Source organism: Streptomyces sp. NPDC086835, from assembly GCF_044745705.1.
In the GTDB taxonomy this organism is placed as follows: domain Bacteria; phylum Actinomycetota; class Actinomycetes; order Streptomycetales; family Streptomycetaceae; genus Streptomyces.
On the sequence record NZ_JBIVAU010000010.1, the window covers coordinates 301,936 to 320,533 of the forward strand.

Sequence of the window (18,598 nt, forward strand, 5' to 3'; positions counted from 1 at the left end):
GCGGATGCTTCCGGCTCGTCGAGCCGGCCTGCCCGGGAGCGGTCCTAATCAGGCCGCGCCGGACGTGCGCCCGCCGTGGTCGGGTGCGTCTGCGCCGACGGCGCGGCGGCGGGTGGGGCCGCGGCCGGTCCCGTTCCCCGCCCGTCCGCCGCCGAGAGCCTGATCAGCCGCACCTCGCAGTGGTCGAGCCAGCGCGCCTCGGCCTCCGTCTGGAAGATCAGTTGCTCCAGCACCAGCAGCCATGCCACGTCGTCCCGTTCCCGCGACCCCCCGCTCTCGATCGCGGCGAGCGCCTGGGCCTTGAGACGGGTGTAGTCCTGCATGGCGTTCACCGTGTGGTGGCGCTGGGACTGGATGACGGCACGGATGTCCACCCCCGGTGCGCCGACCGCCATGGCGAGCTTGATGGCCAGTTCGTCGCGGGGCGGGCTGCTGCGGTCCACCGGCGTCTCGAACCAGCTCCTGAGCTCCGAGCGGCCGGCGTCCGTGATGACGTACAGCGCGTGCCCGGCCTCGTCCTCGCCGTTCTGGGCGACCATGCCGTCGCGCTCCAGACGGTTGAGGGTGGTGTAGACCTGGCCGACGTTGAGCGGCCAGGTGGCGCCCGTGCGCGACTCGAACTCCGAGCGGAGCTGGGAGCCGTAGCGGGGGCCGTGTTCGAGGAGGGCGAGGAGCCCGTGCCTGATGGACATACTCAGTATGTATACCGAGTATGCCCACGGCGGCAACCATCGCTGGAGGGACTCACGGGGTCCCCCTTGAGAGGGACCCGGAGTCAGCGGCGGCGCAGCCGCATGCCCAGGAAGCCGATACCGAGGCCCATCAGGGCCATGCCGATGCCCAGCGAGAGCGGTGAGATCTGGTGGGCGACGGGCACCGGCGCGGCCTGGGGTGCCTGGTGGCGGGCGGCGGCGGGCTCGCTCCGGTGGGGTCCGGGGGTCGGCGCGTTCCAGGCGTCGGCGGGCGCCTCCGTCTCGGGTGCCCAGTCCTCCTCCAGGGGGGCGTCCTCCGGGTGCCGTCCCGGACGGAACGGCCCGTCCTCGTGCGGCCGGGGCGGCGAAGCCGGCGCCGAGGACTTCGCAGGGGCGCCGGTCCTCGACGGCGATACCGCCGCGGCGGGGCTGCCCGAAGGAGCGACGGAAGGGCTCACGCTCGCGCTCGGCGACGGCGTCGTCCGACGGCCGGGGCGCTGGCGTCCTTCCCCCGCCTGCCGCCCAGCGAGCGATGTGGAGACAGAAGGTTCGGCGGACGTCTCCCGAACCGGCTTCTGCTCCCCGGCGTGGGCGACCGGAGTGGTCAGCAGGAGAAGTGAAGCGACGGTGATCGCGCATCGAGTGCGCAGCGCTGGAGTCACCGGATGACCCCTCCCGTGCCGAGTCGTCGTCACCGACATATCGGAGTCAGAGTCACATGACGCTCTGTCTCCGGCATCTCGGGCACCGGCTCGTCCGGGGCACGGGTACGGAGACGGCCCGGTACACAGGGCGCGTACCGGGCCGTTTGCTTCGTACGGTGCCCCCGAAGGAGCTCAGGAGGGGCTACTCCGGATAGCCGGTGGAGACCTCGAGGTCGAACGTCGCGTCGTCCTCGGACACCTCGACGTCGGCGCCCGGGAACTGCGTCACCACGACGCCCTCGCCCCACTGCGCGTTGGGGACTTCCTTGACGTTGATCTTCCAGCCCTGGGTCTGGGCGCACTCCTTGACCGACAGGATGTCCTTGTAGACGAAGTCCGGTGCCTGGACCTTGGACGGGTCGTCGTAGCCCTCCTGCGCGTCCGAGCACTTGGTCTTGTCGATCTTGCGCTGGCGCTCCGGCCCCTTGTAGCCCGCCTGCTGCGACGTGCTCGACGACGGGTCGCCGCCGGCCTCCTTGCCCGGATCGTCGTCGTTGTTCAGGGCGAGGGCCGTGACGAGACCGCCGACGGCGAGCAGCGCCACCGCGATGGCGCCCACGATCACCGGCATGTTCCGCCTGCCACCGCCACCGCTGCCACCGGTCGTGGCGGGCTGCGGCGAGATCGTGTACGGCGGCGGGGTCGAGACCGCCGGGGCCGGTGTCTGGTACGCCGGGGCGGGCGTCGGGTAGCCGTAGTGCGGCGTCGGGGCCGGGGTGGGCGGGCCGTAAGGGCCGGGCTGGTAGGGCGTCTGGACGCCGCTCTGCGGGGGCGCGGCGGACTGGTCCAGAGGCGGGAAGACGGCGGAACCGACTCCCGCGCCGCTGCTCGCCGGCGCACCGCTGATGATCACGGGTGCGCCGGTCTGTCCGGCGCTCGCGACACGGGCGCACTCGTCGCGCATGGCCGCGGCGCTCGGAAAACGCTCGTTCGGGTTCTTCTTCAGGGCGCGGGCGACGAGCGCGTCCATCGCGGGGGTGACGGAACGGTTGACGGTGGACGGCGCGACCGGCTCTTCCTGGACGTGCGCGTACGCGATCGCCAGCGGCGAGTCCGCGTCGAACGGCAAGCGGCCGGTCAGCAGCTGGAAGAGCATGATCCCCACCGAGTACAGGTCGGAGCGGGCGTCCACACCGCGTCCGAGGGCCTGCTCGGGGGAGAGGTACTGCGGGGTGCCGACGACCATGCCCGTCTGCGTCATCGATGTGACGCCCGACTGCATGGCGCGGGCGATGCCGAAGTCCATCACCTTGACGATGCCGCGCTTGGTCATCATCACGTTGCCGGGCTTGATGTCGCGGTGGACCAGGCCCATCTCGTGGCTGGTCTCCAGGGCCGCGAGCACGTCGGCGGTGACCTTGAGCGCCTTGTCGGCGGGCATCGCACCGTACTGCTGGATGTCGGCGGCCAGGACGGATCCCAGCGGCTGCCCCTCCACGTACTCCATGACGATGTACGGCATCAGCGAGCCGTCGAGCTCGTCCTCGCCGGTGTCGAAGACGGACACGATGTTGGTGTGGGACAGCTTGGCGACGGCCTGCGCCTCACGCCGGAACCGCTCGCGGAACGACTGCTCGCGCCCGAGTTCCGTGTGGAGCGTCTTGATGGCCACCTGGCGGTCGAGCGCGGAGTCGTAGGCCAGGTAGACGGAGGCCATGCCGCCTTCGCCGAGCAGATCGCGAAGCTGATACCGGCCGCCCGCCACGGAACCACCCGCATAGCGGCCCTGCGCGCCGTCCTGGCTCATGACTGTGCATCCCCCTCGGCGCGGTGGCCCGACGGCCCGGTCCGCGATGGTTCGCAATTGCTTGCCGATCCTTGTCTCGAGGACCGAGAAACCTGGACCGTGATCCCGTATTACGGGGCAAGTCTGCCGCAGGGGTCCGACACGTCAAGCCAGGTGCCCGTTCCGTGACCGTACGCACAACAAGCGTCTCGGAAGCGTTACAGGAACAGCATGGAATTTGCACGGCTCCGCGCCCAGCGGGTTTGATGGCCGGTCTCTCTCGAAAACCGGCCTGCCGCGCCAAGGCTGTAGCGTGACGTGGCACAGCATCCCGAGAAATGACACCCCGCAGGCAGAGAACGCACGCGGACAGATACGACGGCGAGGACTGATGGCACCCGAACCCGGAGCAGACGGCAGCGGAGTGCCGGATTCTGCGGAAGCCTGGGGTGTCGGCGGACTGGTCGGCGACGGCCGCTACCGCCTGACGCACCGTCTCGGCCGCGGCGGCATGGCCGAGGTGTTCGCGGCGGAGGACGTACGGCTCGGCCGTACGGTCGCCGTCAAACTGCTGCGCCCGGACCTGGCAGAGGATCCGGTCTCCAAGGCCCGCTTCACCCGTGAGGCGCAGTCGGTCGCCGGCCTCAATCACCATGCGGTGGTGGCCGTCTACGACTCCGGCGAGGACGTGGTGGGCAGCCAGACCGTCCCCTACATCGTGATGGAGCTCGTCGAGGGGCGCACCATCCGCGATCTGCTCGTCAACGCTGAGGCGCCGCCGCCCGAGCAGGCCCTGATCATCGTCTCCGGTGTCCTCGAGGCCCTCGCCTATTCGCACCAGCACGGCATCGTGCACCGCGACATCAAGCCCGCCAACGTCATCATCACCAACTCCGGTGCCGTCAAGGTGATGGACTTCGGCATCGCGCGCGCACTGCACGGCGCCCAGTCGACGATGACCCAGACCGGCATGGTCATGGGCACCCCCCAGTACCTCTCCCCGGAGCAGGCGCTGGGCAAGGCCGTCGACCACCGTTCCGACCTGTACGCGACGGGCTGCCTGCTGTACGAACTGCTCGCGCTGCGGCCCCCGTTCACCGGTGAGACGCCGCTCTCGGTCGTCTACCAGCACGTGCAGGACATTCCCGTGCCGCCGTCCGAGGTGTCGGACGTGGTGCCGCCCGAGCTCGACGGGCTGGTCATGCGCTCCCTCGCCAAGGACCCGGACGACCGGTTCCAGAGCGCGGAGGAGATGCGCGGACTGGTGCAGTACGGGCTGCAGATGCTGCAGCAGCAGGGCAGCCACAACGGCACCTGGAACACCGGCCCGGTCCAGCTCTACGACGGCGGCACCCCGGCGAGGGGCATGACCGGCGCGACCGCGGCGCACCCCGTCCACGGCGAGACCTCGCAGGGCCCGATCCTTCCCCCGATGAACCCGAACGACGGGGCCTACGACAGCGGTTACGGCGCCGGCCGGCGCGGCGGCCGGGGCAAGGTGTGGCTGCTCGCCGCTCTTGCCGTGGTCGCGGTGGTCGTGGGCATCGCCTTCGCGCTCGACAGGGCGAACGACAAGGGCGGCACGAACCCCGGCGACGGCAAGACGGTCTCCGAGACGCCGACGACTCCAAAAGAGTCGCCGACGCCGACCGAGGAGGAGACCGAGCCGACGGACGAGCCCGACACCTCCACGGGCGGCAACCAGCAGCCGTCCTGGACCCCTTCGGACGTGCCGTCGTTCACGCCGAGCACCCAGCCGACGCCGTCCTGGACGCCGTCCCCGACGGGCAAGCCGACCGAGCCGACGGGCAAGCCGACGGAGCCCACGCCGACGCCGACCGAGCCGACGGACGACCCGCCCCCGACCGAGACGGGCGGTGCCACCGAAGGCGGGGGCGGCACCGTGGAGGGCAACGACGGCGGCGAGTGACCGGGCGGGTCCGCCCGTACCTGCGGCACCCGCGGACCCCTCACCCGGCGAAGGCGTCGCACACCGCGTCGTACTCCTTCGTCCACCACACCGCCAGGGCCGACACCGCGGGGAACTGCGGGTCGGCCCTTCGGTCGTGCAGCTGGTAGCGCCAGCGCAGTATCCAGAAGTCGTTGAGCCGCTCCCACCACACCCGGTGGACGGCGGCCCGCAGTTCGGCCGGGTCGGCTCCCGCGGCACGCCGGTACGCCTGTGCGTACGCCCGCACCTTCGTGAGCTCCAGCCGGCCGGCCGGGAGGACGAAGAAGATCGCCGCTGCCCGCACCGCCTCCTCCGCCCGCGGCTGGACCCCGAGCCGGTCCCAGTCGACGATCGCGGCCGGCTCGGCCCCCCGGTAGAGCAGGTTCAGCGGGTGGAAGTCACCGTGCACCCAGCCGCCCGCACCCCCCGGCGGCGGCCTGCGGCCGGCATGGCGCTCCAGCAGCGTGCGCCGCTGCAGGAGGCGGTGTTCCGCGAGGGTGTCGAACGAGTCGCGCGGCCGGGCCGACCTGGCCAGCTCCAGCAGCTCGTCGATGAGGGTGAACGTCTCTTCGGGGTCGGCGCTGCCGTGCTCCGTGTGGCGGGCGGTGCCGTCGTCCATGACCTGCGCCAGGCGGGTGTGGACCAGGCCGAGGAGCGATCCGAGCCGCCGTGACTGGGCGGTGCTGAGCTGGGCGCCGTTTCGGTGGCGGCCTTCGACCCAGGGGTGCAGGGCGTAGCAGTGACCGTCGATCACGGCGACCGTGTCACCGCCCTGGTCCTCCAGAGGCGGCGCGACGGGAACGTCGAGGGCATGGAGCCGCTGGGTGGCGCGATGCTGCCGCGCGATGGCCTCGTGGTCGCCGTCGAGGTGGTGCTTGAGGAAGTACGCCCCGCGGGTGGTCGCCAGGCGGTAGCCACGGTTGAGGAGCCCCTGGGTGACGGGTTTGCAGGAGAGGGGCTCGCCCGCGTTCTCGTAACGGCGCAGAAGCACGGAGAGGGGCGGAGCGGTATCAGATGAGCGCGGCACCCGCCAGATGTTAGATCACTCCGTGTGTCGCGCCGAATGCCCTTCGGAGTCACCCATGGTGTGCACGGTGGCGAAGTGGGGTTCGACGCACAGATATGCCCCCGGAAGTCCTCGCCGTCGATGCGGTGCGGCCGCGGCCCGAAGCGCGCCGGCTCCTCGTCCGTCGGCCTGACCGTCTGGGCGGTGCCGGTGAAGTGCACGGACCAGAGAGCCGCCGAACCGGAGCCGAGGTCGTCAGCGCCGTGGGCGACCACGCTGCCGCATCCTGCCCGCAGATGCGCGCCGGTGGCCTGTAGGCACAGCAGCACCCGGCCGTCCGCCACGACGTGGCGTGCGGGGACCAGGACGGGCATGGACCGGACGCCGGTGGCCAGGAGGCCGTACCGGACACGGCCGAGCAGCTCGATGGCGCGGAGTTCCTCCGAGGGCATGCCGTCCGCTGTCCGTGACCGACGGCTCCGCGCGGTAGAGCCGCCTGCCCCGAACGTCACGGGACCTCAAGTCCCAAGACCGCGTGTGGACGCGTTGCTCCGAACGAGTGACGGCGGCGGTGTCAGTGGTGCTGACGCTCCGCCTGGCTCCTCGCCACGTACGCGGCGGCCTGCGCGCGCCGCTCCATGCCCAGTTTGGAGAGCAGGCTGGAGACGTAGACCTTGATGGTCTTCTCTGCGAGATGGAGCCGCTCGCCGATGGCCCGGTTGGTGAGCCCTTCCCCGATCAGGTCCAGGATCCTGCGCTCCTGGTCCGTGAAATTCGCGAGCCGCTCGTCGCCGGCAGGCCCGTTCCCCTCGTGCAGCCGCTCGAGGACCCGGGCGGTCGCCACGGGGTCGAGCAGCGATCTGCCCGCGGCGACGTCCCGCACCGCGGCCAGCAGCTCGCTGCCACGGATCGCCTTCAGCGCGTATCCCGAGGCACCCGCCATGATCGCGTCGAAAAGGGCCTCGTCGTCCGCGAACGAGGTGAGCATCAGGCACTTGATGTTCTCGTTACGCGAACGGACCTCGCGGCACACCTCCACGCCGCTCCCGTCCGGCAGCCGCACGTCCAGGACGGCGACATCGGGAGCGGTCGCAGGGATCCTGACCAGGGCGTCTTCTGCGGTTCCGGCCTCGCCGACCACCTCGATGTCGGCCTCCGCGGAGAGCAGCTCATGAACGCCGCGCCGGACCACTTCATGGTCGTCGAGGAGAAATACAGTGATTTTTCCTGTTTCGTGCACGGGGGCAGTCTCACGTATTGACTCTTCCCGTGTCCGGGGTGGCCGGGATAACGTGCCCGTGTTCCGGCGGCCTGCAGGGCTGTGACCAGTGGTTGTTCCCCTATTTCTCGATTTACTTGGAAATCCAAGCAAAATCGCAGGTCAAATGGGGTTTCGCAGTAATGCTGCCCACTGGGTAACGTGCCTGTGACAGGACGTTCGCCGGGGCACCTGTCACGCCTGACTTCCGGCCGCGTCGCACACACCCCGTGCGCGGGCACGGACGTGGGCGAGCCGCACTGGCTTTCCGGCGGACCCCGGGGGCCGGACCGACGGAGGAGCACGCACGTGACCGTGGAGAGCACTGCTGCCGCGCGTAAACCGCGACGCGCCAGCAAGCGCGCCAGCGCCACCAAGAAGCCGCAGAGTTCCGAGCCCCAGCTCGTACAGCTGCTGACGCCCGAGGGCGAGCGCGTCCAGCATCCCGAGTACGACATCGATCTGAGCGCCGACGAGCTGCGCGGGCTGTACCGGGACATGGTCCTGACCCGCCGCTTCGACTCCGAGGCCACCGCCCTGCAGCGCCAGGGCGAGCTGGGCCTGTGGGCCTCGCTGCTGGGTCAGGAAGCCGCGCAGATCGGCTCGGGACGCGCCCTGCGCGACGACGACTACGTCTTCCCGACCTACCGCGAGCACGGCGTCGCCTGGTGCCGCGGTGTCGACCCGACCAACCTGCTGGGCATGTTCCGCGGGGTGAACCACGGTGGCTGGGACCCGACCACCAACAACTTCCACCTCTACACGATCGTCATCGGCTCGCAGACGCTGCACGCCACCGGCTACGCCATGGGCGTCGCCAAGGACGGCGCCGACTCGGCCGTGATCGCGTACTTCGGCGACGGTGCTTCCAGCCAGGGCGACGTGGCCGAGTCGTTCACGTTCTCCGCGGTCTACAACGCCCCGGTCGTGTTCTTCTGCCAGAACAACCAGTGGGCGATCTCCGAGCCCACCGAGCGCCAGACCCGCGTGCCGCTGTACCAGCGCGCGCAGGGCTTCGGCTTCCCCGGCGTCCGCGTCGACGGCAACGACGTCCTCGCCTGCCTGGCCGTGACCCGCTCCGCCCTGGAGCGGGCCCGCCGCGGCGAGGGCCCGACGCTCGTCGAGGCCTTCACGTACCGGATGGGTGCGCACACCACCTCGGACGACCCCACCAAGTACCGTCACGACGACGAGCGTGCGGCCTGGGAGGCCAAGGACCCGATCCTGCGCCTGCGTACGTACCTCGAGGCCGAGGGCCACGCCGACGAGGCGTTCTTCACCTCCCTCGACGAGGAGAGCGACGTGCTCGCCAAGCGCGTCCGTGAGGCGGTCCGGGCCATGCCCGACCCCGAGGACATGGCGATGTTCGACCACGTCTACGCCGACGGGCACTCGCTCGTCGACGAGGAGCGCGCCCAGTTCGCCGCGTACCAGGCGTCGTTCGCCGAGGAGGGCAACTAGTCATGGCTGTACAGAAGCTTCCTCTCGCGAAGGCGCTCAACGAGTCGCTCCGCAAGGCCCTCGAGACCGACCCCAAGGTCCTGATCATGGGTGAGGACGTCGGCAAGCTCGGCGGCGTCTTCCGCATCACCGACGGCCTTCAGAAGGACTTCGGCGAGGACCGGGTCATCGACACCCCGCTCGCCGAGTCGGGCATCGTCGGCACGGCCATCGGTCTGGCCCTGCGCGGCTACCGCCCCGTGGTCGAGATCCAGTTCGACGGCTTCGTCTTCCCGGCGTACGACCAGATCGTCACCCAGCTCGCGAAGATGCACGCCCGCGCGCTCGGCAAGATCAAACTTCCGGTCGTCATCCGCATCCCCTACGGCGGCGGCATCGGCGCGGTCGAGCACCACTCCGAGTCCCCGGAGGCGCTCTTCGCGCACGTGGCCGGCCTCAAGGTGGTCTCCCCGTCGAACTCCTCCGACGCCTACTGGATGCTCCAGCAGGCGATCCAGAGCGACGACCCGGTGATCTTCTTCGAGCCGAAGCGCCGCTACTGGGACAAGAGCGAGGTGGACACCGAGGCCATCCCCGGCCGACTGCACGCGGCGCGTGTCGCACAGTCCGGGTCCGACATCACGCTGGCCGCCTACGGCCCGATGGTGAAGGTCTGCCTCGAGGCGGCCGCGGCCGCCGCCGAGGAGGGCAAGTCGGTGGAGGTCATCGACCTGCGCTCGATGTCCCCGATCGACTTCGACACCATCCAGACGTCCGTCGAGAAGACCCGCCGGCTGGTCGTGGTCCACGAGGCTCCCGTCTTCTACGGCTCCGGCGCCGAGATCGCGGCCCGCATCACCGAGCGGTGCTTCTACCACCTCGAGGCCCCTGTGCTGAGGGTCGGCGGCTTCCACGCCCCGTATCCTCCGGCGCGGCTCGAGGAGGAGTACCTTCCGGGTCTGGACCGTGTGCTGGACGCCGTCGACCGCTCGCTCGCGTACTGAGGAGTGCCGTGACCATGACTCAAGACACTTCCCTTCGCTTCCGCGAGTTCAAGATGCCCGACGTGGGCGAGGGACTCACCGAGGCCGAGATCCTCAAGTGGTACGTCCAGCCGGGAGACACCGTCACCGACGGCCAGGTCGTGTGCGAGGTCGAGACGGCGAAGGCGGCCGTCGAGCTGCCGATCCCGTACGACGGCGTGGTGCACGAGCTGCGCTTCGGCGAGGGCACCACCGTCGACGTCGGCACCTCGATCATCACGGTCGATGTGGCGCCCGGGAGCGGTGAGGCGGCTCCGGCGGAGGCCGCCGCGGTGCCGCCCGCCCAGACCGAGGCGTCGCCCGTCGCCGAGGCCGCCGCGGAGGCGGAGGAGGCCAAGCCGCAGGGCCGTCAGCCGGTTCTCGTCGGCTACGGCGTCGCCGAGTCCTCGACCAAGCGCAGGCCGCGTAAGCAGGTGGGTGCGCCCGAGCAGAGCCAGGCGGCCGCGGCCGTCCAGGCGGAGATGAACGGCCACGGCGTGCCGACGGCGCCGCGTCCGCTCGCCAAGCCCCCGGTGCGCAAGCTCGCCAAGGACCTGGGCATCGACCTGGCGACGGTCACACCGACCGGCCCCGACGGCGTCATCACCCGCGAGGACGTCCACGCGGCCGCCGCACCGGCCGCCGCCGCGGCACCGGTCCCCGCGCCGGCCGCCGAGCCGGTCACCGCGCAGGAGCCGCTCTCCGCCACCGCCGTGGAGGCGGGCGCGCGTGAGACCCGGGTGCCGATCAAGGGCGTGCGCAAGGCGACCGCCTCCGCGATGGTCGGCAGCGCCTTCACCGCACCGCATGTCACGGAGTTCGTCACGATCGATGTGACGCGCACGATGAAGCTGGTCGAGGAGCTCAAGACCGACAAGGACATGGCCGGTCTGCGGGTCAACCCGCTGCTGTTGATCGCCAAGGCCCTGCTGGTCGCGATCAAGCGGAACCCGGAGATCAACGCCTCGTGGGACGAGGCGAACCAGGAGATCGTGCAGAAGTACTACGTCAACCTGGGCATCGCCGCGGCCACGCCGCGGGGCCTGATCGTGCCGAACATCAAGGACGCGCACGACAAGACCCTGCCGCAGCTGGCGTCGGCGCTGGGCGAGCTGGTGGCCACGGCCCGCGAGGGCAAGACCACTCCGGCGGCCATGCAGGGCGGCACGGTGACCATCACCAACGTCGGTGTCTTCGGTGTCGACACCGGTACGCCGATCCTCAACCCCGGTGAGTCCGCGATCCTGGCGGTGGGTGCGATCAAGCTCCAGCCGTGGGTCCACAAGGGCAAGGTGAAGCCCCGTCAGGTCACCACACTGGCGCTCTCCTTCGACCACCGCCTGGTCGACGGCGAGCTCGGCTCCAAGGTTCTCGCCGATGTGGCGGCGATCCTGGAGCAGCCGAAGAGGCTGATCACCTGGGCCTGATGGTCTTGAAGTCCCGTTTTACGTGAAACGCCCGACCGGGCAGTCCCGGTCGGGCGTTTCCCGTTGAAGGTCATGCGTTTCATACGGGTATGCCGGAAATGGGCTTCCGTTATGCGGACATGACTGCCTGATGCACCTCTGTTGTATCTATGCTGTGCGCATGCCTTCCGCGCCCGTGAAACGACCCCCTGCCGCCGACCGTGTCTACACCCACGTCAAGCAGGCCGTCCTCGACCGGCGCTACGAGGGCGGCACCCTGCTCACCGAAGGCGAACTCGCCGAGGCCGTAGGCGTCTCCCGCACACCGGTACGGGAGGCCCTGCTCAAGCTCGAGGTCGAAGGGCTGATCAAGCTCTATCCGAAGAAGGGCGCGCTCGTCCTCGCCGTCTCCGCCCAGGAGATCAGGGATGTGGTCGAGACCCGCCTGCTGGTCGAGGAGTTCGCGGTGCGCCGGGCCGTGCCCGCGCCCGCCGTGCTCGTCACCCGCCTGGAGGAACTGCTGGCCGAACAGCGCCGCCACGCCGACGCCGGAGACCTCGCCGCCTTCGCCGTCAGCGACCGGTGCTTCCACGCCGAGATCGTCAAGCACGCGGGCAACGACATCCTCTCCAGGTTGTACGACCAGCTCCGCGACCGTCAGCTGCGCATGGGCGTCGCGATGATGCAGGCGCTGCCCGACCGCATCACCCGCAACCACGACGAGCACGCCGAGATCCTCGACAGGATCAAGGCGGGAGACGCCGAGGGCGCCGCCGCCTGCGTGCGCGGGCACCTCGGCCGGGTCGAGGACCTGGTCCGGGGTGAGACACGGTGAGCGGCTCCGCCCCCGCCCTCTCCCTGCCCGGCGATCCCCCCGGCGGCCGGCGCGCCGCCGCCGTCTGGGGTATCGGCGTCGCCGTCTACTTCGTCGCCGTCATCTTCCGTACGAGCCTGGGCGTCGCCGGCCTCGACGCCGCCGACCGCTTCGACGTGGGCGCCTCCGCCCTGTCCACCTTCTCGATCCTCCAACTGCTCGTCTATGCGGGCATGCAGATACCGGTCGGCCTGATGGTCGACCGGCTGGGCACCAAGAAGGTGCTCACCATCGGCGTGGTGCTGTTCACCGTCGGCCAGCTGGGCTTCGCGCTCTCGCCCTCGTACGAGACGGCGCTCGCCTCCCGCGCACTGCTCGGCTGCGGCGACGCGATGACCTTCATCAGCGTGCTGCGTCTCGGATCGCGCTGGTTCCCCGCCCGTCGCGGACCGCTCATCGGGCAGGTCGCCGCCCTCTTCGGGATGGCCGGCAACCTCGTCTCGACGCTCGTCATCGCCCGCATGCTGCACGGTGTGGGCTGGACCGCCACCTTCGTCGGCAGTGCCGCGTGCGGGGTGGTCGTCCTGATCCTGCTCTCGCTCTTCCTCTCCGACCACCCGGAAGGCCACGAGCCCCCGCCGGCCCGGCACGCGGGACCCGCCTTCGTGCGGAAGCAGATAGCCACGTCCTGGCGTGAGCCCGGAACCCGGCTCGGCATGTGGGTCCACTTCACGACCCAGTTCCCCGCCATGGTGTTCCTGCTCCTGTGGGGGATGCCGTTCCTGGTGGAGGCGCAGGGCCTGTCCCGCGAGACCGCCGGCAGTCTGCTGACGCTGGTGGTGCTCTCCAACATGCTGGTGGGCCTGGTGTACGGCCAGGTCATTGCCCGCCACCACGGAGCACGGTTGCCACTGGCGCTCGGCACGGTCGGTGCCACCGCCGTCCTATGGGCGGCCACCCTTGGCTACCCGGGTGACCAAGCGCCCATGTGGCTGCTGATCACACTGTGCTCGGTGCTCGGCGCCTGCGGTCCCGCCTCGATGATCGGGTTCGACTTCGCGCGTCCGGCCAACCCGCCGGAACGTCAGGGCACCGCGTCCGGGATCGTCAACATGGGCGGGTTCGTCGCCTCGATGACCACGTTGCTGGCGGTGGGCGTCCTGCTGGACGCCACCGGCGACGACTACCGCATCGCCTTCTCGTCGGTCTTCGTGCTGGAGGCGCTCGGAATCACCCAGATCCTGCGGCTGCGCGCCCGCACGGCACGACGCGAACGGGAACGGCTGGTGGCGAGCCGGGTGGAGGCGGTGCACGTCCCGGCCTGAGCGCCCGGCCGACGGCCGCCCGGTCCTCGGCGGCGCCCACGGGCCCCGGGGCCCCTCCCAGGGCCCCGCGGCTCGTCTACGGCGTGACCGCGAACTCGCGCAGGATCGCCGCCGCCAGCTCCGTGTCGCCGTCGACCTTGATCCGGTCGTGCACCGCGGCGGCCCGGACGCGTCCGCAGGCCAGCCGGTAGTAGGTCTCCCAGTCCAGGGCGAGGGTCACCAGCGGGCCGAGCGAGGGCGAGCCGTCGATCGAGCCGCGTCCGTCGGAGTCGACCCGCACCGTGCGCAGGAACTCCAGCGGGCCGTGCACATCGAAGACGACGGCCGAATTCGCGGGCGCGCCCGCCTCCTTGGCGACCACCTTGGGCAGTCCCTGGAGGAGCACGTCCCGGGCGACGTACGCGCCGGGGGAGTCGAGGTTGCCCGGCTTGTTCAACGCGGTCCGCAGGTCCTGCTCGTGCACCCAGGTGTCGAACGCCCGCATCCGGTAGGCCACTTCGACCGTCTGCTCGGCCCCCAGCGGCGCTCGGATCAGGGCGTCGGGGCTGCGGTTCTCGTTGCGCAGCTGACGCGCCCGCCGAATCATCGTGTACTCGAGTTCCGCGGTCATCTCCGGCGCCGTGTGGTGGCGGCGCACATCGACCTGCATCTCCATGTAGCGGGCGAACTCGCTCTGCACATGGTAGAGATCGCGTGGGAGGGAGTGGATGGGCCGCGGGTCGCCGAGCATCTCGCACTCCATGCCGATGACATGCGAGACGATGTCCCGCACCGACCAGCCCGGGCACGGAGTGGCGCGGTTCCACTCACCTTCGACGAGCGGCCCGACCAGCTCGGCTATCGCTTCGATGGAGTGGGTCCAGGCATCTGCGTAGTTCTGGAGGCTGGGATGGACGGTCACGGGACCCCTCGGCGGTCGTACGCGGACAAATTGGACTGGCAGCGCTGTGGGGGTCCGGGGGTGGCCCCCGGATGAGCACAGTACGCTGCCCGAAGGCACCCCGGCAGTGCTTTCGTGTGACGATCGTAGGCCCGTGTTGACGGCTCGAATGCCAGGACGGTGGTAGTGTGCGCGCCTCTCTCCTTCAGATCGCAGTAGACCCGGACGAAACGGTCGATTCCCGTAGGCGGCGTGCGGCCTCCCTGGTGCGGGAACAGGCGGGCTCCGAACTGGTGATCCTCCCCGAGCTGTGGCCCGTGGGCGCCTTCGCCTACCAGCAGTTCGAGCAGGAGGCGGAGCAGCCCACCGGACCGACCTTCGAAGCCATGGCCGAGGCCGCGAAGGACGCGGGCGTCTGGCTGCACGCCGGTTCCGTCGTGGAGAAGGCCGATGACGGCACCCTCTACAACACCGCGCTCGTCATCTCCCCCACCGGTGAACTCGCCGCCGTCTACCGCAAGATCCACCGCTTCGGCTTCGACAAGGGCGAGGCCGTGATGATGGGCGCGGGCGAGGACCTGGTGACCGTCCCGCTCCCGGGCGCCCTCACCATCGGTCTCGCCACCTGTTACGACCTCCGCTTCCCCGAACTGTTCCGCGGACTCGTCGACGCCGGTGCCCAGGCGTTGGTGATCCCCGCCGGCTGGCCCGCCCGCCGCCGCGAGCACTGGACCCTGCTCGCCCGCGCACGCGCGGTGGAGAACCAGGCCTACGTCCTCGCCTGCGGCACGGCGGGCACCCATGCCGGCGTCGAGCAGGCCGGCCACAGCATCGTCGTCGACCCCTGGGGCGAGGTCCTCGCGGAGGCGGGCCCCGGCGAAGAGGTCGTCACCGTGGACCTCGACCCCGCGAAGGTCACCACGACCCGGGACGACTTCCCCGCCCTCAAGGACCGCCGCCTGGGCCTGCCGGCCCCGGTCGCCCCGAGGCTCTGACCGCACGCGTCGAGGGAGGGCCCGCCCGGAGGCGGACCCTCCCTCAGTCCTCCCGCTCCTTCTCCGCCATCCGGATCACACACACCGACACCGCGATCAGCAGCGCCGGGTCCGCGTCCTCCCGCACGACGTCCACCCCGTACGTGTCACGCAGCGTCAGCCACCGCCGCGAGATGTGGGCCAGCAGCTCGCCCTCGTACTCGACCGCGAACTCCCGGTCCACGATCCGCCCGCTGACGTCCAGTTCGGTGCCCTCGGCCAGCGTCACCCGGTAGTGGTTGCGCAGCAGGGACATCCGCTTCCTGCGCACGGTGGCCAGCGTCCCGCCGTCCCGTTCGATCGTCATCGCGTCCCGGATGCCGAACATCCGCCGGCGCAGAGTGATCAGCACCCGCCCGTCCGGGTCCTTGATCTCCAGGGTGTCCCGCAGCCTCATGGCCTTCCCGTCGACCAGGAAGGCGTGCCGCCCGTGCTCGTCATCGATCCAGTAGTCGTCGCCGATCGCGAAGATCCTGTCCCGCACCAGATATTTCATGGCGGAATGAGTACCCCGCGGGGGGCGGCGGGACGGCGGTACGCCTGTACGTGCACGCGTTCGGGTGCCCTGCGCGGGCCGGACCGGTCACGGTCCACGGCCGCGACCAGGGGCGCCGTGGCGGGGCGTCAGTCACCGACCTGATGTTCCACGCGGTGGCGGATGTAGTCGTCCGGATGGGACCGCGCTGTCGCCACCGCGGCGTCCACCAGGTCGTGCAGCTCCGGCGGGTAGGCCGACTTCCGGAGCACCAGTCCGGGGAGGATGCAGCGCCGGACGTCCAGGTGCTCGTTGCTCACGAACTCGCGCAGTGCGGCCTCGTGCCACTCGGCCATGACGGCCGAGCCGTCGTCCCGCTCCGCCTGGACGGCGGCGTCCGGGTTCTCCGCCCGCACGAGGGGCAGCCGCAGGGGCAGAGCCGACCAGTACCAGGCCCGCGCGGCACCCGCCCGCTCCGGGTCCGTGCCCGTCCGCAGGTACGCGAGCAGCGCGGACCGGACGCGCCTGTGCCCGAACGCGTTCAGAGCGGGCTCGACGAACTGACGGTTGAAGCTCGGATCGGGATCGTGGACGGCCGCCTTGACCAGCGCGTCGAACGACGCTTCGGGAAGGTCGACGCCTCGGCGGCAGGCCTCACGCAGCGCCGCCCGTGCGCCGCGCTCCCAGGTCCGTCGATCACCGGGCTCCGGCTCAGGAGCGACATCGAGCCCGAGGATCCGGACGACGTCCGCCAGACACCTGGTGAACGGCTCCCGCCGGTCCTCCGTACGCTCCGGCAGCGCCATGAACCCCTGTACCGCAGGCGTCCCACCAGCAGTCGTCTCGCTCCCGTCCGCGGCCAACCGTCGCTCCCCTGTCGTAGGCGTTGCCGGTACGCGTGTGATCGGGCGTTCGTACCCGGATGGCAAGCTTGAAGCATGAACGATGCCGCCCCGGCGCCCACCCCCGCGTCCGCGCCCCGCCGTGCCCGTGTCCGTGCCCCCGAGCTGATCGGCAAGGGTGGCTGGCTCAATACCGGAGAGAAGGACCTTACTCTCGCCGACCTGCGAGGACGCATCGTGATCCTCGATTTCTGGACGTTCTGCTGCATCAACTGCCTGCACGTCCTCGACGAGCTGCGCGAGCTCGAGGAGAAGCACCGCGACACCGTGGTGATCATCGGGGTCCACTCGCCGAAGTTCGTGCACGAGGCCGAGCACCAGGCCGTCGTGGACGCCGTCGAGCGCTATCAGGTGCACCACCCCGTCCTCGACGACCCTGAGCTCGCCACCTGGAAGCAGTACGCGGTGCGCGCGTGGCCGACGCTCGTCGTCATCGACCCCGAGGGGTACGTCGTCGCGCAGCACGCCGGCGAGGGGCACGCGCACGCCATCGAGAAGCTGGTCGAGGAGCTCGAGGCGGAGCACGCGGCGAAGGGCACGCTGCGCCGGGGCGACGGCCCCTATGTCGCTCCGGAACCCGTCGCCACCGACCTGCGCTTCCCCGGCAAGGCCCTGCTGCTGCCGAACGGGAACCTGCTGGTCTCCGACTCCACCCGGCACCAGCTGGTCGAGATGGAGGCGGACGGCGAGAGCGTCGTGCGCCGCATCGGCGACGGCGAGTTCAACGAGCCGCAGGGTCTCGCCCTGCTGCCGGACGGGCGCGTCGCCGTCGCCGACACCGTCAACCACGCCATCCGTGCCTACGACCCGGCGACCGGCGCGATCGAGCTGCTCGCCGGGACCGGGAAGCAGTGGTGGCAGGGCTCACCGACCTCCGGACCGGCGCTCGAGGTGGCCCTCTCCTCCCCGTGGGACGTGGCCTGGTGGGAGGGCCGGCTGTGGATCGCCATGGCCGGGGTGCACCAGCTGTGGACGTACGACCCCGAGCAGGGCACGGTCCAGGTCGCGGCAGGCACCACCAACGAGGGCCTGGTCGACGGGCCCGCCGCCGAGGCATGGTTCGCACAGCCCTCCGGGCTCGCGGCCACCGAGGACCGGCTGTGGATCGCCGACTCGGAGACGTCCGCGGTCCGCTGGATCGACCGCGACCTTCAGGTGCACACCGCCGTCGGCACCGGACTCTTCGACTTCGGGCACCGCGACGGCGACGCCGGACAGGCGCTGCTCCAGCACCCGCTGGGGGTCACCGCGCTGCCCGACGGGTCGGTCGCCGTCAGCGACACCTACAACCACGCGCTGCGCCGCTTCGATCCCGCGACCGGTGAGGTGACCACTCTCGCGACGGATCTGCGTGAGCCGAGCGGAGCGGTGCTGGTCGGCGAGGACATCGTGGTCGTGGAGTCGGCCAGGCACCGGTTGACCCGGCTGCGCCTGCCCGACGAGGCGGTACGGGTGGAATCGGTCGCGCACCGCACGCAGCGTGCGGCGACCGATGTCGCGCCGGGAACGCTCCGGCTGGACGTGGTCTTCGAGGCCCCGGCCGGCCAGAAGCTGGACACCCGGTACGGGCCTTCGACGCGGCTGCTCGTCTCCTCGACCCCACCCGGGTTGCTGCGCGCGGGCGAGGGCGCGGGGACGGACCTCAGCCGTGAGCTGGACATCGACCCGGCCGTCGGGGAGGGCGTGCTGCACGTCTCCGCGATGGCGGCCTCGTGCGACGACGACCCGGCGAACGAGTACCCGGCCTGCCACGTCCACCAGCAGGACTGGGGCGTTCCGGTGCGGGTCACGGCCGAGGGCGCGACCCGGCTGCCGCTCGTGCTGGCGGGGATGGACCGGGCCCAGTAGGACCGGGCCCGGCAGCAACCGGGCCCAGCGAGCGGCCCGACAGGAACAGGCAGGAACAGGCTCAGCAGGAAGGGGGGACGCGGGGGCGGTCAGCGCGCCTTGGCCGCCTCTTCGA

General features: G+C 70.8%; 16 protein-coding genes and 1 pseudogene. 8 read left to right on the forward strand and 9 right to left on the reverse strand.

Translation table 11 applies throughout. The features are described 5' to 3' along the window. Positions 1–44: 44 nt before the first annotated feature. From ACIPJI_RS29300 to ACIPJI_RS29310, 3 genes are all read right to left on the reverse strand, one after another. Positions 45–692 carry a PadR family transcriptional regulator gene (locus ACIPJI_RS29300; protein ID WP_356623403.1) on the reverse strand — a complete coding sequence of 216 codons (648 nt, stop codon included), beginning with the start codon at positions 690–692 and terminating at the stop codon, positions 45–47. Between the two features lie 83 nt (positions 693–775). After that, positions 776–1,150 carry a hypothetical protein gene (locus ACIPJI_RS29305; RefSeq protein WP_356623401.1) on the reverse strand — a complete coding sequence of 125 codons (375 nt, stop codon included), beginning with the start codon at positions 1,148–1,150 and terminating at the stop codon, positions 776–778. A 388-nt stretch (positions 1,151–1,538) separates the two neighbouring features. Continuing rightward, on the reverse strand, positions 1,539–3,143 hold the full coding sequence (locus ACIPJI_RS29310) for a protein kinase (protein WP_402249774.1): 1,605 nt from the start codon (positions 3,141–3,143) through the stop codon (positions 1,539–1,541). A gap of 370 nt (positions 3,144–3,513) precedes the next feature. Between ACIPJI_RS29310 and ACIPJI_RS29315 the strand changes: the two genes are divergently transcribed. After that, entirely contained in the window at positions 3,514–5,052 is a 1,539-nt protein-coding gene (locus ACIPJI_RS29315) for a protein kinase (protein WP_402249776.1), read from the forward strand. A gap of 40 nt (positions 5,053–5,092) precedes the next feature. Here ACIPJI_RS29315 and ACIPJI_RS29320 read toward each other — a convergent pair whose 3' ends face one another. From ACIPJI_RS29320 to ACIPJI_RS29330, 3 genes and pseudogenes are all read right to left on the reverse strand, one after another. Continuing rightward, positions 5,093–6,100 carry a phosphotransferase gene (locus ACIPJI_RS29320; RefSeq protein ID WP_402249778.1) on the reverse strand — a complete coding sequence of 336 codons (1,008 nt, stop codon included), beginning with the start codon at positions 6,098–6,100 and terminating at the stop codon, positions 5,093–5,095. 206 nt (positions 6,101–6,306) lie between these two features. After that, a pseudogene (locus ACIPJI_RS29325) lies at positions 6,307–6,531 on the reverse strand (pyridoxamine 5'-phosphate oxidase family protein); the annotation flags it as partial. A gap of 122 nt (positions 6,532–6,653) precedes the next feature. Then, positions 6,654–7,319: a response regulator transcription factor gene (locus tag ACIPJI_RS29330; RefSeq protein WP_356623396.1), complete on the reverse strand. Its 666-nt coding sequence runs from the start codon at positions 7,317–7,319 to the stop codon at positions 6,654–6,656. 327 nt (positions 7,320–7,646) lie between these two features. Between ACIPJI_RS29330 and pdhA the strand changes: the two genes are divergently transcribed. The 5 genes from pdhA (at position 7,647) to ACIPJI_RS29355 (ending at position 13,344) form a co-directional block, all read left to right on the forward strand. After that, positions 7,647–8,798 carry a pyruvate dehydrogenase (acetyl-transferring) E1 component subunit alpha gene (gene pdhA / locus ACIPJI_RS29335; RefSeq protein WP_037774160.1) on the forward strand — a complete coding sequence of 384 codons (1,152 nt, stop codon included), beginning with the start codon at positions 7,647–7,649 and terminating at the stop codon, positions 8,796–8,798. A gap of 2 nt (positions 8,799–8,800) precedes the next feature. Continuing rightward, the gene (locus ACIPJI_RS29340; protein ID WP_307707422.1) at positions 8,801–9,781 is read left to right on the forward strand and encodes an alpha-ketoacid dehydrogenase subunit beta; all 981 of its coding nucleotides are present in this window, start codon (positions 8,801–8,803) and stop codon (positions 9,779–9,781) included. Between the two features lie 14 nt (positions 9,782–9,795). After that, positions 9,796–11,226, forward strand: coding sequence for a dihydrolipoamide acetyltransferase family protein (locus tag ACIPJI_RS29345; protein ID WP_402249780.1), 1,431 nt, complete (start codon positions 9,796–9,798; stop codon positions 11,224–11,226). Between the two features lie 160 nt (positions 11,227–11,386). Then, complete coding sequence (locus ACIPJI_RS29350; protein WP_402249781.1) at positions 11,387–12,040, forward strand: GntR family transcriptional regulator; 654 nt, start codon at positions 11,387–11,389, stop codon at positions 12,038–12,040. After that, positions 12,037–13,344, forward strand: a complete 1,308-nt coding sequence (locus ACIPJI_RS29355; protein WP_402249783.1) for a nitrate/nitrite transporter — start codon at positions 12,037–12,039, stop codon at positions 13,342–13,344. The genes ACIPJI_RS29350 and ACIPJI_RS29355 overlap by 4 nt, the downstream gene beginning before the upstream one ends. Positions 13,345–13,420: 76 nt before the next feature. On the opposite strand, the gene ACIPJI_RS29360 is transcribed toward ACIPJI_RS29355, so the two are convergent. Next, on the reverse strand, positions 13,421–14,245 hold the full coding sequence (locus tag ACIPJI_RS29360) for a maleylpyruvate isomerase family mycothiol-dependent enzyme (protein WP_356623391.1): 825 nt from the start codon (positions 14,243–14,245) through the stop codon (positions 13,421–13,423). A gap of 167 nt (positions 14,246–14,412) precedes the next feature. Here ACIPJI_RS29360 and ACIPJI_RS29365 point away from each other — a divergent pair, with 167 nt between their 5' ends. Beyond that, positions 14,413–15,219 carry a carbon-nitrogen family hydrolase gene (locus ACIPJI_RS29365; protein WP_356623389.1) on the forward strand — a complete coding sequence of 269 codons (807 nt, stop codon included), beginning with the start codon at positions 14,413–14,415 and terminating at the stop codon, positions 15,217–15,219. 43 nt (positions 15,220–15,262) lie between these two features. Here the strand turns inward: ACIPJI_RS29365 and ACIPJI_RS29370 are convergent, their stop codons facing one another. Both ACIPJI_RS29370 and ACIPJI_RS29375 read right to left on the reverse strand, forming a co-directional pair. Then, positions 15,263–15,754, reverse strand: coding sequence for an LURP-one-related family protein (locus tag ACIPJI_RS29370; protein ID WP_356623388.1), 492 nt, complete (start codon positions 15,752–15,754; stop codon positions 15,263–15,265). A 128-nt stretch (positions 15,755–15,882) separates the two neighbouring features. Further along, positions 15,883–16,539 (reverse strand): hypothetical protein, encoded by a 657-nt coding sequence (locus ACIPJI_RS29375; protein ID WP_402249786.1) that lies wholly within the window; start codon positions 16,537–16,539, stop codon positions 15,883–15,885. Between the two features lie 132 nt (positions 16,540–16,671). On the opposite strand from ACIPJI_RS29375, the gene ACIPJI_RS29380 reads away from it, so the two are divergent. Then, entirely contained in the window at positions 16,672–18,483 is a 1,812-nt protein-coding gene (locus ACIPJI_RS29380; protein WP_307707430.1) for an NHL domain-containing thioredoxin family protein, read from the forward strand. Positions 18,484–18,598: the final 115 nt, after the last annotated feature.